Annotated in this window: 11 protein-coding genes; 8 read left to right on the top strand and 3 right to left on the bottom strand. The window is 68.7% G+C overall.

The window, feature by feature from the left end; all coding sequences use genetic code 11:
* Positions 1-246 precede the first annotated feature (246 nt).
* On the bottom strand, positions 247-4,302 hold the full coding sequence (locus ADK66_RS02350; RefSeq protein WP_197281400.1) for a trypsin-like peptidase domain-containing protein: 4,056 nt from the start codon (positions 4,300-4,302) through the stop codon (positions 247-249).
* Between the two features lie 16 nt (positions 4,303-4,318).
* On the bottom strand, positions 4,319-4,648 hold the full coding sequence (locus ADK66_RS02345) for a CU044_2847 family protein (protein ID WP_082377132.1): 330 nt from the start codon (positions 4,646-4,648) through the stop codon (positions 4,319-4,321).
* 276 nt (positions 4,649-4,924) lie between these two features.
* On the opposite strand from ADK66_RS02345, the gene ADK66_RS02340 reads away from it, so the two are divergent.
* Positions 4,925-5,692 (top strand): hypothetical protein, encoded by a 768-nt coding sequence (locus tag ADK66_RS02340; protein WP_231639870.1) that lies wholly within the window; start codon positions 4,925-4,927, stop codon positions 5,690-5,692.
* A complete protein-coding gene (locus ADK66_RS02335; protein WP_053652098.1) occupies positions 5,689-9,006 on the top strand; it encodes an ATP-binding protein in 3,318 nt (1,105 codons plus the stop codon). The genes ADK66_RS02340 and ADK66_RS02335 overlap by 4 nt, the downstream gene beginning before the upstream one ends.
* Positions 9,007-9,354: 348 nt before the next feature.
* On the opposite strand, the gene ADK66_RS02330 is transcribed toward ADK66_RS02335, so the two are convergent.
* Positions 9,355-9,999 (bottom strand): TetR/AcrR family transcriptional regulator, encoded by a 645-nt coding sequence (locus ADK66_RS02330; RefSeq protein WP_231639869.1) that lies wholly within the window; start codon positions 9,997-9,999, stop codon positions 9,355-9,357.
* A gap of 56 nt (positions 10,000-10,055) precedes the next feature.
* On the opposite strand from ADK66_RS02330, the gene ADK66_RS02325 reads away from it, so the two are divergent.
* The 6 genes from ADK66_RS02325 to ADK66_RS02300 all read left to right on the top strand — a co-directional run bounded on the left by ADK66_RS02325 (position 10,056) and on the right by ADK66_RS02300 (position 16,419).
* The gene (locus tag ADK66_RS02325) at positions 10,056-10,349 is read left to right on the top strand and encodes a hypothetical protein (protein ID WP_053652097.1); all 294 of its coding nucleotides are present in this window, start codon (positions 10,056-10,058) and stop codon (positions 10,347-10,349) included.
* Entirely contained in the window at positions 10,349-11,272 is a 924-nt protein-coding gene (locus tag ADK66_RS02320) for a trans-aconitate 2-methyltransferase (protein ID WP_053652095.1), read from the top strand. The genes ADK66_RS02325 and ADK66_RS02320 overlap by 1 nt, the downstream gene beginning before the upstream one ends.
* Positions 11,269-11,658: a hypothetical protein gene (locus tag ADK66_RS02315; RefSeq protein ID WP_053652092.1), complete on the top strand. Its 390-nt coding sequence runs from the start codon at positions 11,269-11,271 to the stop codon at positions 11,656-11,658. The genes ADK66_RS02320 and ADK66_RS02315 overlap by 4 nt, the downstream gene beginning before the upstream one ends.
* 185 nt (positions 11,659-11,843) lie before the next feature.
* Complete coding sequence (locus ADK66_RS02310; protein ID WP_053652090.1) at positions 11,844-12,614, top strand: IclR family transcriptional regulator; 771 nt, start codon at positions 11,844-11,846, stop codon at positions 12,612-12,614.
* Positions 12,615-12,949: 335 nt separating this feature from the next.
* Positions 12,950-14,386 carry an ABC transporter substrate-binding protein gene (locus tag ADK66_RS02305; RefSeq protein ID WP_231639868.1) on the top strand — a complete coding sequence of 479 codons (1,437 nt, stop codon included), beginning with the start codon at positions 12,950-12,952 and terminating at the stop codon, positions 14,384-14,386.
* Between the two features lie 125 nt (positions 14,387-14,511).
* Complete coding sequence (locus ADK66_RS02300; protein ID WP_231639867.1) at positions 14,512-16,419, top strand: ABC transporter permease subunit; 1,908 nt, start codon at positions 14,512-14,514, stop codon at positions 16,417-16,419.
* Positions 16,420-16,481 lie beyond the last annotated feature (62 nt).

Genomic DNA, 16,481 nt, shown 5'->3' with positions numbered 1-16,481 from the left:
GAGCGCCCGAAGGTCCGCATCCAGCGGCTGATCCGACGCCAGCAGTACAGCAGCGAAGTACAGCAACCGTGTTAGCCGAACCAGACCAAGAAGCGCTCCTCAGCAGCCCGGATGCCTTCGGACCAGGCTCCATCCGGCCGGTTCGTCGGCAACCCATAGGTAGGTTCGAGCTCTGGCGGCCCACCGATAGCGTCTTCGATCAGGGCTGGACTGGGCTGGTGACCAGGGTTAGCACGAGAGGCCGCGTCATCCGCTAATTGCGAGAGCCAGCAGTCCCTGGTCCAAACCCACCATCAGGGTGTCACCGACTGTGCAGCAGGCGAGTGCCGGATGATAGACGGGAATCGTCCGCACGAGCCGGCCTGTCATCAACTCCCAGATCCGCACCGTACGGTCGCGGCTCGTCGAGGCGAGCAATGATCGGCCCCCGACCTCAACCAGGCTGAGTCCGGTGACCGGACCGCGATGCCCCGTGAACCACCGCACCGGCTGACCTCGCTCGGCGTCCCACATCCGGATGGCGTGGTCAGCGCTGGCCGACACCAACGCTGGCCGGCCCGCCACCGTGACGCCGCAAAGCGCGTTGACCGAGTCCTGGTGGCCCTGCTGGGTCCAGAGCGGGGTCTCTCCGCCGGCCCACAGCATCACGGTGCCGCTCTTGTCCGCAGAGGCGAGGGCCTCGAAGCCCGACCAGTTGACGGTGGCCAGTGCGGTCACCCAGGCGCGGGTGACGTGCCCGAGCAGTACCCTCCGCACCGCACCGGTGTACGGGTCCCATATCCGGATGACCTGGTCGTCGCCGGCGGAGGCGATCAGGGTCTCCCCGTTGACGACGATCGGGCAGACCGCCGCGACAGGGGCATAGTGTCCGGCCATCTCCCGTACCTGCGAACCGTCCCGGCTGTCCCACGTCTCGATCAGGTTGGTGTCGCCGGCGGTGAGGACGAAGGATTCATCCTCGTCACCGGCCGCGCACATCGCGTTGACCGCGCCGCCCTCCGTCTTGAACTCCAGTAGCCGCTCGCCGGTACGGGAGTCCCAGAACCGAACCTGGCCGTCGGACCCGCCCGCGGCCACCACCGCCGGCCCGCCGCCGGGCACCTGACAGACCGCGCTCACCGAGCCGAACCGGTCCTGATCGGCGACAGTATCCGGCTGGCCGCCAGCCGGGTCCCACAACCGGACCGTGCCGTCGTCTCCGGCGGTGGCCAGCATCCGGCTCTTCGCCGTCCGCAGCTCGCACACCGCGCGGATCCAGGCCGCGTGCCCTCGCAGGCTCGGACGGCTCGTCCAGGTCGACACCTCCCAGAGCCGTATGAGCCCGTCCTCGCCTGTGGACACCAGCAGGCACCCGCCCTCGACGTCGACCGTGCACAGGTCGGTGATCGGCCCACCGGTCTCGAGGACCCGCACCGGTTCGCCGGTCAGAGGGTTCCACAGGCGGACCGTGCCGTCATAGCCCGCGGAGGCGAGCAGCGTGCCCCCGGGCGCGCGGACCGCGCAGAGAGTGGTGACCCAGCCGAGGTGGCCGGTGAGAGTCAGTGTCGGCCGACCATCGGCGGTCAGATCCCAGATCCGGACCGCACCGTCGTAGCCGGTGGAGGCCAAGAGGTGCCGGCCGGCCGGTACGTAGGTCACCGCCGTCACCCAGCCGGTGTGGCCGGTCAACTGGTAACGCTGGGCGCCGGTGACCGGGTCCCACACCCGGACCGTGCGGTCGTCCCCGGCCGAGGCCAGCAGATCACCGTCGGGCAGCGGAATGGCGCAGACGTTGCGTACCCAGTCGTGGTGTCCACGCAGCTCGTGGCGGCGGTGACCGGTGCGCGGATCCCACAGTCCCACCGTGCCGTCATGGCTGGCGGTGGCGATCAGCACCTCGCCGGCACCCATCCGAACGGCGCAGGCGCTGCGAATCGTGTCGTCGTGGCAGGTGAAGACCTGCTCGGCCTGGTTCGTCAGCGGATCCCACAGTCTTACGGTGCCGTCGTCACCGACCGAGGCGAGTAAGCGACGGTTGTCGATTTTGATGGCGGCGACGTCGTACACGGCCTGCGAGTGCCCGTCGAGCACGCTGCGTTCCTGGCGAGGAGGCGTGTGCGCCCACCGCGCGCGGTACGGTGCCGCGTCAGCCACGATGCCACTGCCCAGGCCGTAGAGGCGGTCGACGACAGAGAAGAGCGCGGCCCGTTCGGCCGGGCCCGCCGACACCGCCAGCGGCGTGCACTGCAGGAGCCTGGCACGCGCCCGCGCGGTCGGCGCCATCGGCGCCTGCTCCGCGTCGACGACGGTGAGCAGCCGGTCCAGGTACGCGTGCCGCAGGTAGTCCTCGTCGGCGAGCAGACGCTCGATGAGACCGGCCCGGGCGGCGTGCTGGGGTAGTGACCGCAACAAATAATCGGGCGCGGCGCCCCACCCGGTCGCACCGGCCAGGTCGGCCCATGCGGAAACGAGCCGGCGCTGGTCATCACGGCGCAGGGCCCGTGCGTCGCGGTCTGCCAGCAACGCGTCGTTGAGGGCCTGGTGGAACAACCGGTAGGCGGGCTGTGCGCCGCCGCCCGTCTCCACGAGAAAGTTCGCTGCCGAGGTACGGGCAAAGCCACCGAGTTCAGCCTCGCTGACCGTTCCGCCGAGTGCCGTCACGGCGGCGTGCCACAGGGACAGCGGCAACCCCGGTGTCTCGGCGTACGCCAGAGCGGTCAGGGCCAGACGAGCGGAGGTCGAGCCCGCTGTCGGCAGGCCTGCGAGGTACGCGTCCAACGCGTGCGCCACTGTCGCGGTGAACGACACCGTGGCCGGGTCTATCGGTTCGCTGTCGCGCAGGGCGTGTGCCCGCGCGACGAGGCCGGCGACGAGGAAATTTCCCTTGGCCAGCGCGGCGATCCGCTGGGCGAGTGGCGCTGCGGCGTCGGGGCCGGCGTACGGGTTGGCGGGCCGCTCGGCGCCGAGCAGCCGCAGGGTCGCCTGGGCGTAGTTGACGAGATCAGCCTCGGCGAAGAACTCCGGCGTATCCAGGTCGATCAACTCGGCGTCGTCACCGAAGCAGGCGATCAGGTCGCCCCGGTCGTCGGAGCGCCTGGTCCCGATCACGACCCGGACGCCGTACCGGCCGCAGTCACGGGCCAGCGGCCGCAGGATGTCGTCGATGACCTGCCGGGCGTGGCCGGGGTCGGCGGCCTCGTCGAGGGCGTCGATGACCAGGGCGAAGCGGACGGGACGTCGCTCCAGCCGCTCGCGTACGGCCGGGACAAGGTCGGCCGACGCACTGGGAAGGTCAACGGCGGCCGCGCGGGCGATCTCGGTCGCCACCTCCACGGCGGTCTTGCCCTTGGCGTGCACCGCGCACGAGACCGAGTCGGGTGTGGCCCGGACGGCGACATCGTCGCCGGGTAGGTGCGCGCGGATCTGTGGGTCCGCGGTGGTGACGATCCGGCCGAGAACGGCGGACTTGCCGACGCCGGGAGATCCGGTGACGATCAGCGGCCGGGTGACCGGCGTCGGCCGGTCGATCCAGTCCACCACGTGTCGGAGGGCGGTGGTCCGGCCGCGGAACCGGGCGCCGCCCTCGGTGTCGACGGCCACGCCCCGGGCGCGGGGCAGCCAGTGGCGGCCGGCCTCTCCGTCGGTGCTGAGCGTCCATCCCCACGCCGAGAGCGCGGTGTCGTCGGCATCCCCGATCCGCCACGCCGACAGCGCCCTCAGCTTCATCTCGGGCAGCTGTTCGTCGGCGTGGTGCAGCGTGAGGGCCTGCCCCTTGCCCTTCCCATCGGCGGAGACGACGACACCGACGACCGCCTGGTACTCCGGTGACCAGACCGCGCCGCCGCTGAAACCCTTGCTCAGCGGTCCACCTTCGCCGCTGTCGATCATGACGTGTCCCCAACCACCGATCTCGGTGACGGTGCCGGCGGCCGGAATGCCACCGGTGATTCCGGTGGGATAGCCGTACGCCCAGAACGGGCGACCCGACAATGGCTTGGGCTCCAGGCAGCGCAGCCTCGCCGGTGTCACGGTGGCGGGCACCGGCTCGGCGAGTTCGAGCAGGACAAGGTCGACGTGGGCGGAGCGGACCCCGTCATGCAGGCACTGCCGGACCTGGCGCCGGTCGAAGTATTTGACCTTCGGCGCTCGGGGGAAGGCGACCGAGAGGTCGTCGTGCAGGGTGCCGTTGGCGGCGAACGCCACGTGGTGGCAGGTGAGGACGAGATTCGTGTCGATGACGATGCCGGTGCCGACCGGCTCATGCTTGTTCCCCCGATGAAGGGCGACCGCCCACGGGCTGTCGTCAGGGACCACGGTCGTCACGGGACATCGCCGTCCGTCAACGCCGGGGCCTCGTGCCGTTCTCCGGGGAGTCAGCAGCCTGCCAGTGCAACGTGACCTCGAAGTTGGCCTCGCCGGTGGCCTTGGCCACCACCCAGTTCGCGGTCCCGGTGGCCTTGATCCCAAATTTGACCTCGACGGCATCCGGGGAAGCCATCTTCACCTGCTCCAGCAGCTCCTTCGCGGCAGCAACAGCGGGCGCAGCGGATTCCCGCACCCAGCCGGCGACATCGCCGATTCCGGCGGGTTGGAAACCGGCCGGCGGCTCGACCTCGATTAACGCGACCGTCTTGTCGTCGACCTGGTAACGGACCACCTCAGACTGCACGGTCGCCTCCGTGATGTTTCGCGGGGAAGGGCGCGGGAGATGTCGCAGGTCGACAATTGCCGACCCGCCTCTCGCAGGTCAACCATGCTGCCTTCTGCCATTGATTCTTGGCAACGGCCCCGCACCCGATCCCTTGTCACCACCCCGAACAGGTGTTCCAGTCACACCATCCAAGCAGGACTGCCGAAGATCCATTAACGCCTACTGTCGGCTTTCTGCAGCCAGAAACGTGACCTTGCGCTCGCAACGCGCCCTCGGCAGAATCGGCCCGGGCGCGTGCGTCCCCCGTTGCCGGAAGCACGGCCACCCCTTCGAGTCTTCGCCATCGCCCCGATCATCGCGAAGACGCGCGTGCCGCAGAGGAGAATCCGCATGCCGGAAAAGGAACTCACGCTCGTCGACCGGTGCATTCTCATCACGCTCATGATCAAGGCGACACCGCTGCCGCAGACGTACTTCACCAATGTCGCCGGTATCGGCTTGAAGGCCGACCACCGGCGCCGGTTGATGTCTCTCAAGTTGATCGAAGTGACTGAGAAACCGATCACCCTGGCGTTGACCGACGAGGGTTGGAACCGGGCCGCCGAGGAACTGGGGGCTGAGCCGCCAAAGGGCGCCGGCACCCCCGGCGGGACGCTCTACGTCGCCCTGGACTTCCTGCGGAGGCTGATCGACCACTCGGGCGCCCGGGCCGATGATCTGTTCCGGATGAAGATCAACGCCAGCGACGTCGTAACGGCCCCAACACCGCCAGCGTCGTCCGACGCACCAACGAGCCAGCAGGCCGACCCGGTCGTGCTGGTACGGGAGGCGTACCAGAAACTGGCCTCCGCCCCGGGCGACTACGTCATGCTGGCCGACCTGCGCTCGGCGCTGACCGACCTGTCCCGCGCGGAGGTCGACGCCGCCCTCGTCGAGCTGAACCGGGAACGCAACGTCCATCTCGTGCCCGAATCCAATCAGAAGGTACTCAGGACGGAGGAGCGGGCCGCAGCCGTGAGCATCGGCAACCAGGACAAGCACCTCATCGCCATCTCGTCATGATGACCGACGAGGAACGCCGGGCCCTAGCGGCGCTCAGGTTCAACTGGGCTCCGACACCGGACGACGTGTGGAAGGCGACCCCGTTCCACGTCGAAGGCCTGCATCACGACGTGGTCAAGACGGTGCTGGACAGCTTCCTGGAAGCGGACGGCAGCGTCGACTCCAGCCCGGTAGGCGTCGCCATCCTGGGCCAGCGGGGCACCGGCAAGACGCACCTGCTCGGCACGGTCCGCGAGGAGGTGCAACGGCGCGGCGGATTCTTCTTCCTGGTCGCTCTGCTGGAGGCTCGCGCGTTCTGGCACAGCACCGCCATGTCGATGCTGGCGGACTTCGCCCGGCCGATGCCGGATGGAACGACGCAGCTTCGGACGTTCCTGCGTCGGCTGGCCGACCTGGTCGGCGCACCGCGGGCGGTGCGCCGGGCCGTCGCCGGCGAGACCGAACTGAGCCGATCCGCTCTCGACGCCTTCGTCGACCTGATCCGCAAGGCGAACCGTCAGATCGGCACGGAGTGTCAGGACACGGCGCGAGCGCTCGTGCTCTACGCCGCCGAGCCGCCGGGAACGCAGGACGTCGGCTACTACTTCCTCTGTTCGATGGAGGAGGAGGAGCCGGGCACCCGGGCCGGGTGGGGGCTGCGGCGTAACCGACGGGCCCCGCAGGAGGTCGTCCGGGACGCGTCGCGACTCCTGGCCATGGTCGCACCGACGGTGATCGCGGTCGACCAGATCGACCTGATGGTCGCCCAGTCCGTCAAGGCGACCAACCAGGACGTCCGGGGCGAGACGGACTGGCAGACATCGTTGCTGCTGGAGCAGGTGGCCAGCGGCCTGATGGCGTTGCGGGAGACGACCCGGCGTTCACTCTCGGTGGTGTCGTGCCTGCCTCAGACCTGGCGGAACATCAAGGAACAAGCCACCGACACGGTACAGGACCGGTTCAGGGAGGCTGCCTTCCTCAAGGAAATCCCCTCCACCGAGGTCGGGCGGGAGTTGGTGGAGAAGCGGTTCGCGGTGATCTTCGGCGAACTCGGCTTCCGGCCGCCCTACCCGACCTGGCCTGTCCACCGATCCGCACTGGATGAGGTCGTCGGCTTCACGCCCCGCGAACTGCTCCGCCGTATCGACACGCACGTCCGGGCCTGCCTGGCCGCCGACGAGGTGACGGAACTACGCCATCTGCTGCACGCGACCGACGCTGACGCCGCTGTCGTGGGCGAGTCGAACGCGGTGGTCCGTGCTCCGGCAGACACCGACACGGCGAACGAGTTCGCCAAGATCGACGCCAGATATGCGGAGCTGATCGCCGAGGCCGATCCCAAGTCCGCCGCACTTCAGCAGTACGAGGACGCCCGGGTTCCGCCGTTGCTCCGGGCCGGGCTCACCGCGTGGATCGCCGAACAGGGATCTGCCGTTGAGGCATTTAGCCTTGACCCGCTCCCCGTCGGTGGAAAGCCAGCCTTGCACGCACGGCTACGGCACAGCCTCGACGAGGAGACCGAGGACGAGGAGCACTGGTCGTTCCGAGCAGTTTCCGCTCCCCACCACATCGCCGCGCTCAACCGAATCCGCAACGCCGTCACCACCGCCGGGCTCACCGAGGGAATCATCAAGCGGCGCCTGTTCCTGCTGCGCAGCGCCCAGTGGTCGTCCGGCGCCCGTACCCGGGAGGTGCTGAACGCTTTCGAACGGGCCGGCGGCCGGACGCTCGATTTCCCGGCGGACGACATCCGCCGAATGACCGCCCTGGAACAACTTGTCCAGCACTACGGCCTGGAGACGTTACGGCCGTGGTTCGCTGATCGGCGGCCAGCCTCCGACATCGCCTGCCTGCGGGAGGCTCTGGGCAGCGTCCGCCGCGCGCCGGTGGCACCACCGCGAACTTCAGCCGTGATCGACCCCGACCCCCCGTCGAAGCGAGCGGTCGATGCGTCCCGACCGACGCACATCGTCGGACGGGCAACGGTCCCGGCGACACAGGGACACGCCGACCCGGCGGCCCGGCCGACAGCGCCGACAGCGGCAACCGCGGCGCAGGGTGTCGACGCCCAGCCGGTCGCGGGGATCGACCCTCTCTCACTGCCCCTCGGCGCGGTCGCCGGCCGGCCGGATCCGGTGCGGATCGACCTCGAGTCACTGCGGCGGCACACCGTCATATTCGCGGGTTCCGGCTCCGGCAAGACCGTCCTGATCCGCCGCCTGATCGAGGAGTGCGCGCTGCGGGGCGTCTCGGCGATCGTCCTCGACCCCAACAACGACCTGGCCCGGCTCGGCGAGGCGTGGCCGGCACCGCCGGGCGGGTGGGGGCCGGGCGATGCCCGCCGGGCCGAGGCGTACCTGTCCGGCACCGACGTCGTGATCTGGACGCCGGGGCGACAGAGCGGCCGACCGCTGACCTTCCAGCCGCTTCCGAAGTTCGCCGACGTCCTCGACGATCCCGACGGATTCACCGCTGCCGTGAACGCCGCCGTCGCCACGCTCGCTCCGCATGCACGGGTGGACGGCGGCACGGACAAGGCCCGGCTCGGCCGGGCCGTGCTGCGCGAGGCACTGATCAGCTACGCCCGCACCGGCGCGAACGACCTGTACGAGTTCACCGAGGTGCTCAACGATCTACCGGACGGGGTGAGCCAACTCGATGGTGCACCCAAGCTGGGGGCTGGAATGGCGCAGCTACTCAAGGCCGCGCTTATCAACGATCCGCTGTTCGGCGGTGTCGGCACCCCCGTCGATCCCGGTGAGCTGCTTACCCCGAGGCCCGGTCGACGAGCCCGGGTGTCGGTGATCAGTTTCATCGGGTTGCCCGAGGGTCACCAACGCCAGAGCTTCGTCAATCAGCTACAGCTTGCCCTCTTCACCTGGATCAAGCGCCATCCCGCCGGTGACAGGCCACTGGGTGGGCTCTTCGTAATGGATGAGGCCCAGACGCTGGCTCCATCCGGCACCATCACGGCCTGCACGGAGAGCACCCTGGCGCTGACCTCGCAGGCCCGTAAGTACGGGCTGGGCCTGGTCTTCGCCACACAGGCTCCGAAGGCGTTACACAACCAAATACCCGGCAACGCCGCTAGCCAATTCTTCGGCCTCCTGACCGCACCGATCCAGATAGAGGCGGCCCGCGATGTGGCGAGGGCGAAGGGCACCGATGTGCCAGATATTGGCAAGATGCGGGCCGGTCAGTTCTACGCCGGCGTAGAAGGTGCACGCTTTGTCAAGATGCAGGCTCCGATGTGCTTGAGTCACCATCCACGCAGCCCCTTGACGACCGAAGAAGTTGTGCAGCGCGCGGTCACGCCGACGCCCATCCGCCCTTGACAGGCACCGCTCCGCCACCGCGAGGGTCAGTGTCAATGGGTCCGTGACGTCGTCCATCTGCCCAAACCTGGCCCCGGCGTTTCGCTGATGGTTTGGACGGGGGACCCCGTGATGGTAACCGGTCGGGTACTCTTCGCTCCGGGTATCCGTCCCTAATGGGCGGTGTGAGCGGTCCCGGCCGGTACAGGTCATGGCCGTCGGACGACTGCCGAACGGTTGAAGAGGAGCCCCCTCATGGCCGCAGATGCCGACCAGTTCCGCCAGTCGATGGATGTACCGGCTCGCATTCGGACTCCCGAGCGGCTGTGACCGGCAAAGCCCGAACTGTGCCGGGGCTCAGCCACTCCGCTATTGGGTGCCGGCGAGGATGGCGCCGCTGACGGTGTCCACGTACCACCGCTGGTACTTCTCCAGCGGCCAGCCGCGTTGCCGGACCAGCCAGTCGAAGTTGCGGAAGTCCTGGGCCAGCCAGAGGATGTCGGCCACCTGTTCGACGTCCAGTTCGGGGCGGAGAGTTCCGGTGCCGACGAGTTCGGCGGCGAACATGCCCATGCCACGGCGGCGGTCGTCGATGTTCTTGCGCCAGATTTCGGCGGCGTCGGGATCGGCCGTGGCCGCGCCGGCCAGCGCGAGCATCACCTGGGCCTGCCGGGCGTTGACTTCGGCCAGATGGCGGGCGTAGCGAGTGAGCTTGGCGCGGGGGTCGGCGAGTGCGCGGATCTCGGTGACGAAGGGCCGGTCGGGCAGGGCCACCGGTTCGTCGTCGCCGGCCAGGGTGACGTCGACCAGTTGGGAGAGGAGGTGCCGCTTGCTGCCGAAAACCGCGTAGACGGTCTGGACGGCCACGCCGGCTTCCGCGGCGACGGCGGTCAGTGGCGTGGCCGCGTAGCCGGGGTCGACGAACAGGCGGCCAGCCGCGTCGAGGATTGCTCGCCGGGTCTGCCTGGCCTGCTCCTGCCGGCGGGAGGAGTCATAACTTCGCTTGACAACCACCGATCGAGTGTAGTGCTCTATTGGATAGAGACTCACTCTAACGAGAGGCGGCGACCATGCCGTTCGGTGTGTTGCAGGAGATGCCCGGCGTCAGCGAGGCGGAATATCGGCAGGTGGAGCGACACCTCGGTCCGGACCGGCCGCCGGGCCTCGTCGCCCATGTCGCCGGGCCCACCGAGGACGGCTGGCGGATCATCAACGTCTGGCAGGACGAGGCCGCATTCCGTCGGTTCCAGTCGGAACGGCTGGTCCGGGCTGCGGGCCTGGCGGCGCAGGAGGACGGCTTCGACCCGACGAAGGCGGCTCACTTCCGATCGATGAGCGTCGACGGCACCGAGATGCCGTTCTGATGGCCGACACCGCCGGATTGCGGGCCCGCAACGCCGCTTTCTGGGCGGCAGCGGCCGCTGGCTGGGTCCGACAGGCCGATCGGCAGGACCAGGTGGGTCGACCGCTGGGCGCGGCGGCCATGGCTCGGCTGGCCGCACGGCCCGCCGAGCGGGTCCTCGACGTGGGCTGCGGCTGCGGCGGCACCACAGCCGAACTCGCCGCGGCGGTCGGTGAGGCCGGCACGGCGGTCGGCGTCGACATCGCCGAGGCGATGGTGACCGCCGCTCGGCGACGGTTCCCCACCGACCGGTACCCGGGCATCCAGTTCCACCTGGCCGACATCGAGACTCTCGACGTCGTGCCGGGGGCACCGTTCGACGCGGCGTTCTCGCGAATGACGCTGATGCTGTTGGCGGATCCGGTTGCGGGCTGCACCACGATCCGGCGATCACTGCGCCCGGGAGGGCGCCTCGCCGCGACCGTCTTCCGCGACGGCGGCGTCAACCCGTGGCTGTCCGCCACGCTGCTCGGGGCGGCACCGCACCTCGGGCCGTTGCCGCCGCTGCCGGTCGGTGAGGAGCCTGGCCCCTTCTCCTTCGCCGACCCGACGCGGCTTGCCCAGGTCCTCGACAATGCCGGCTTCACCGCCATCACGATCACGCCGTGTGATGTCGTCCTGGATGCTCCAGACGACGCCGAACTGGTGGCCGAATGGCTTGTCGAGATCGGTCCGGCCGGTGCCGCGTACCGGTCGGCTCCCCCGGCCGGGCAGGCCTCGGCCCGGGCGGGGGTGATCCGACTGCTCGACCGCTTCCGTGAACCTGGCGTCGGCTACCGGCTGCCCGCAGGGCTCTGGCTCGTCACCGCAAACGCCGCCGACGCTGACAACACACCCACCACAGGCCTTACCCACCAACGACCACGTCAGGACGAACACCGATGAAAACGATCCGACTGCTCGCGCCGGCCCTCTGCCTTGCGCTCGCTCTGACGGCGTGCGCCAACGCCGACGCACCCGAGACCTCCGCAGATGCGGCGCCGGACACCGCAACCGCGCCCAGCGCGGCCGGATCCGCTCCGGCCGCCGGCACCGCGGTGCCGGCGAAGGAGGTGTGTGCCTACCTCGACGGCCAACTGCCGATACTGAAGGGGATCGGGTCCGAGACGGGCGTGATGGCCAACCTCACCGTGAACCTCTACTCCTGGTACGAGAAGCAGGGCCCCGTGCCGACCGGCCGCCAGATCGACGACCAGACCCGGCAGGAGTGCCCGGCAACCCGGACCGAGGTGCTGAAACTCGCCGGCATGGAGAGCTTCGAGCGGCTGTAGCCGTTCCGCAGTGTCCGGCCATGTTGATGAATGTCGGCATCCGGCGACTGCCCAAGCTGCCCGCACCCGTGTAGGTAGGCACCCGGCCAGCCTGGCGCTGGGCGCTGCCGCAGCTATCCTCTTCAGGTGCTGGTCCGCGTGGAGATCCTTCCGCGCGAGTCCGGCACTTCGAAGGGACTATCGACATGCCCCGTGTGGTACCGGCGGTCAACCGCGCACTCGACGTCCTCGAACTGTTCCTGGACCACCCTCAGCTGTCGGCCCGTCAGGTGATGGAGCGACTCGATCTGCCCCGTACCACGGTCCACGAACTGCTCGTCACGCTTGAGGCCCGCTCGTACCTGATCTCCGTCCCGGGCCAGCCGGTGCAGTATCGGCTCGGCATGCCCCTGTTCCAGCTCGGCGCGGCGTTCTCCGGCCGGCTTGACCTGGTACGCGAGGCGCAGTGCGTGGCACGGGACGTGGCCGCCGCGTGCGATGAGGCTGTCCACGTGGCAGTCCTCGACGGCTCCGATGTCATCTACCTCGTGAAGTTCGACAGCACGCACCCCGTCCGAATGGTGTCCGCGGTGGGTCGGCGGTTGCCTGCCCACTGCACGGCGGTCGGCAAGATCCTGCTGTCGGGTCTCGACAAGGCAGGCCTGGACGCCGTACTGGCGAAGGGCGACCTGCTCGGCATGACGCCGGCAAGCATCACCGATCCGGACCTGCTCCGCGAGCATCTTGATCGTGTCCGGGCCGAGAGCGTCGCGGTCGACGTGGGCGAGTCGGATACCGCCATGCGTTGCGTCGCCGCGCCGGTCCGGGACCATTCCGGCGCGACCATCGCCGCGATGAGCCTGTCCGCGCCGATCATCCGCTGGACTCCTCAGGCGCACGTGGAGTGGGCGGGACTGGTTCGCGAGGGCGCGGCCGCGCTGTCCGCCCGGATGGGCTACCGGGCCCCGACCCGATAGACGGTTTGCCGCCTTCCGTCGGAAACCGCATCGAAACATTGACATCACTTGCGCCGTTGCTCTAGCGTCGCGTCCACCCGATACGGTATCTCGAACTCGGTTCGAAATTTCGAACGGTGGCGGCCCTCATGGCCGACCTAACTGGCACCTCAGCACCGCTTTCTCAGCTCGACCGCGCCACGCACGTGATGGGTCTACGCGAACGCACTGATCGATGCGGGTGACTCGACTGTGGTCGCCCGAAGAGAAACAGACAAGCAGGGGCATCGCGACGTTCGTCTACTACGCCAACTGCGCCATCGGCGTGCAGCGATGCCGGGAGATGAAGGAGGCACATGTCCATGAAGGACAACCCGGTGTGGTCCCGGCGCGGCTTTCTGGGAGTAGGGGTGGGGGTGCTCGGCGCGACCGGTCTGGCCGCGTGTGGGGGCACCTCCGAATCGCCCACCAGGGTCCAGGCGGAGGTTCCACAGGAGCTCATCGACGCCGCCGCGGCGATGAAGGGCTCCTCGATGGGGATGCTGTCGCAGAAGCTGTATTCGACGGCGGCGAACGAAGCCCTCGACAGTTCGATCAAGAAGTTCGCCGACACCACCGGCACGAAGATCGAGAACAGCCTGGTTCAGGCCGACGCCGGTGACGTGGTGGCCAAGATCGACGCCGAGGTCAAGGGCGGGGTCGCGCGTGACCTGGCGTTCATGACCGACTCCCGGTTCGTCGCGCAGTTCCAGGCGCTGGGCGACCTGGAGGACGTGACGGACGTCGTTCAAGCGCTGACCGCGAAGTACGGCGAGCCCTGCGCCGAGGCCAAGAACTTCTGCGTCTTCGACGGCAAGTGGTTCGCGATCCCGTACCACTTCATCGGGATCGGGTCCTTCCTGCGCAAGGACTGGATGCAGGACAAGGGCATCACCCCCAAGGACATCTACAGCTGGGAGGAACTGCGGGACCTGTGCTTGGAGATTTCCGACCCGGCGAAGCGCCGTTTCGGCTGGGGCATGACGGTGAACCGGTCCGGTGACGGCAACGGCATGATCGAGGCGCTCATCAACGCCTACGGCGGGTCGATCGCCTCCAACGACGGCCGGAAGGTCACGTTCGACTCTCCCGAGACGGTTCAGGCGGTGACCTTCCTGGGCGACATCTACACCAACCCCAAGTACAAGCCGATGCTGCCGCCGGGGATCGCGAGCTGGACCGACACCAGCAACAACGAGAACTGGCTCGCCGGGATCCTCGGCTACACCCGCAACCAGTTCAGCGTGTACGCGGACTCCAGGACCAAGAAGAACCCGGTGTACGAGAACACGCACGTGTTCTCGGACTGCATCGGCCCGGCGACCAACAACCCTCTGCTGCTCGGCCAGTCGCAGGGTTTCGTCGTCTTCAAGGGCGCCAAGAACCCCGCACTCGCCAAGCTCCTGGCGCAGTACCTGGTCAGCGCGCCCGCGCTGCTCGGGGTGGCGAAGGAGGCGCCCGGCCTGGTCATGCCCGCCTGGGAGAAGGTCTGGGACGCCGACCCGTTCTTCACGAGCGGCGACCCGGCGTTCCCCATGCTCCGCAAGATCACCGAGCTGAAGCTGCCGTTGAACACGAAGAACGGCCTGTCCTTCCCGCAGAAGGCAAGCGCTGGCCAGCAGGCGGCCGGCGCGGCGTACGTCCTCACCGACATGATGCAGCAGGTCGTTCAGGGGACGGCTCCCGCGCAGGCCGTGAAGGCCGCCCACACGAAGATGGTGCAGATCTTCAACCAGCAGGGGCTGCCGCAGTGAGAACGGTCCGCCCAGCGCGGGTCCCGACGGCGAGGGTTTCCCCGCCGTCGGGACCCGGCTCACTCACGGCGACCCAGCGGCGGCTGGGTCGCGACTGGCGGCTCGCGGCGCTGTTCCTGGCGCCCATGGCCCTACTGGTCGGCAGTCTCGTTCTCGTGCCGATCGGCCGGTCGATAGTCACCAGCACCACGGAACGGCACGGACAGGACACCGTGTTCGTCGGCCTGGACAACTACCTCGCCCTGGTCGGCGACGGCCAGTTCCACACAGGCGTGGTGAATTCGTTCGTCTTCACCGCGTACGCCGAGATTTTCAAGGTTGTCCTGGGTCTGGCCGCGGCCCTGCTGCTGCACCACCGACGCCGTGGGCGGGCGGTGCTGGCCGGGTTGCTGCTGGTGCCGTGGGTGGTGCCGACGGTGGTCACGGCGTTCAGTTGGCGTGCGCTGCTCGACCCGATCTTCGGCAGCGTCAACACGCTGCTCACCACTACCGGGATCGGGCCGCTGCTCGTCGACCTGCACCTGGTCGACAGTTGGCCGGCGGGCTGGCTGTCCGACCCGAACCTGGCCATGCCGTCGGTGATCCTCGTGAACGTCTGGAAGGGCGTGCCGTTCTTCACCGTGTGTTTCCTCGCGGGGTTGAAAGCCATCCCGGCGGACCTCTACGAGGCGGCGACAATCGACGGCGCCTCGTCGTGGCAGAGGTTCGCGAACGTGACGCTGCCCGGACTGCGCCACGTGATCACGGTGACGGTGACCCTGTCGTCGATCTGGACGTTCAACAACTTCGACCTCGTCTGGCTGCTGACGCAGGGTGGTCCGGGCGACGTGACAGCACCGTACGTGCTCGTCGCGTACTCGAAGGCGATCCTGCAACTCCAGTACGGCGCTGGCGCGGCGGTCACGCTCGTCATGCTGCCGATCATCGGCGGGCTGGTGTTCGTCCTGGTCCGGTTGTTACGCCAGGACTCGGGTGCCCGACTCCCCCGGCGACGCCGAGGTAGGCAGTGGGTCGGGGCGCAGCGGTGGGCCGGGTCGACGCGCAAGGCGCTGCCGTGGGTCGTCACCGCTGTGGTCACCGGTCTGCTGCTCTGGGCGTCGCCGCAGATCTTCTGGAAGGCGGCGGTGGTCCTCGGCGTGATCCTGCTGATCGCGGCGGCGGTCGGCCGGGTGGTCTCGGCCCTGAACTCCCGGGGCGGTCGCCGATCGTCGTCAGCCGTGTCGGGCGTCGGCTCCTGGGTCGCGCTGGCCGGGTTGCTCCTCTTCGTGCTGGGCCCGCTGTACTGGATCGCCGTCACGGCCTTCAAGTCCGAGGGCCAGGTCGTCATGCGCACGGACGACCTGTGGCCGACGCCGTGGACCCTTGAGCAGTTCACCGCCCTGTTCGCCAACCAGCCGTTCGGCCGCTGGTACCTCAACACCATCCTGGTGTCCGCCGCCTCCACGGCTGTGGCACTTGTCTGCGCCGCCCTCGCGGGTTACGCGCTGGCCCGGCTGCGGTTCCGAGGCGCGCAGAGCTTCACCGTCACGGTGCTGCTCACCTACGTGATGCCGGGCGCGCTGCTGTTCATCCCGCTGTACCAGATGCTCATCGGCGCGCGGCTCACCGACTCGTTGTGGTCGCTTGTGGTCACGTACCCGACCTTCACCTTGCCGTTCGCCACCTGGCTGCTTGTGGGCTACTTCTCGTCGATCCCCATCGAGCTGGAGGAGGCAGCGCTTGTCGACGGCTGCACCCGCCTCCAGGCGTTCGGCCGGGTCGTGCTGCCCCTCGCCAAGCCGGGGCTGCTGGCGGTCGCGCTGTTCACCCTGACCAACGCCTGGAACGAGTTCCTCTTCGCGTTCGTGTTCATCACGAAGGACGAGTACAAGACGCTCCCCGTCGGCATGCAGTCGATGATCGCGGGAGACGTCGTGCCGCAGGGCCAACTCGCTGCGGCATCGCTGCTCGTCAGCATCCCCGTGGTGATCATGTACGCCCTCGGGCAGCGCTTCCTGACCGAAGGGCTCACCGCGGGCGCGGTGAAGGGCTGACCTGGGCGCACCGCCACCCTCCGACAGGCGGCAGGCTCCCCCGAACCAGATGCAGGGCGGCA

The sequence above is a fragment of the Micromonospora sp. NRRL B-16802 genome (assembly GCF_001279555.1).
In the GTDB taxonomy this organism is placed as follows: Bacteria; Actinomycetota; Actinomycetes; order Mycobacteriales; family Micromonosporaceae; genus Micromonospora; species Micromonospora profundi.
The sequence above is the reverse complement of the archived record's forward strand: the minus strand, read 5'-3'. Positions and strand labels throughout refer to the sequence as shown.

What these genes read in the sequence shown, in the direction of transcription:
- ADK66_RS02315 (WP_053652092.1), top strand. Translation starts at nt 11,269, where the DNA reads ATGAAAACGATCCGACTGCTCGCGCCGGCCCTCTGCCTTGCGCTCGCT.
- ADK66_RS02305 (WP_231639868.1), top strand. Translation starts at nt 12,950, where the DNA reads ATGTCCATGAAGGACAACCCGGTGTGGTCCCGGCGCGGCTTTCTGGGA.
- ADK66_RS02325 (WP_053652097.1), top strand. Translation starts at nt 10,056, where the DNA reads ATGCCGTTCGGTGTGTTGCAGGAGATGCCCGGCGTCAGCGAGGCGGAA.
- ADK66_RS02310 (WP_053652090.1), top strand. Translation starts at nt 11,844, where the DNA reads ATGCCCCGTGTGGTACCGGCGGTCAACCGCGCACTCGACGTCCTCGAA.
- ADK66_RS02320 (WP_053652095.1), top strand. Translation starts at nt 10,349, where the DNA reads ATGGCCGACACCGCCGGATTGCGGGCCCGCAACGCCGCTTTCTGGGCG.
- ADK66_RS02300 (WP_231639867.1), top strand. Translation starts at nt 14,512, where the DNA reads ATGGCCCTACTGGTCGGCAGTCTCGTTCTCGTGCCGATCGGCCGGTCG.
- ADK66_RS02335 (WP_053652098.1), top strand. Translation starts at nt 5,689, where the DNA reads ATGATGACCGACGAGGAACGCCGGGCCCTAGCGGCGCTCAGGTTCAAC.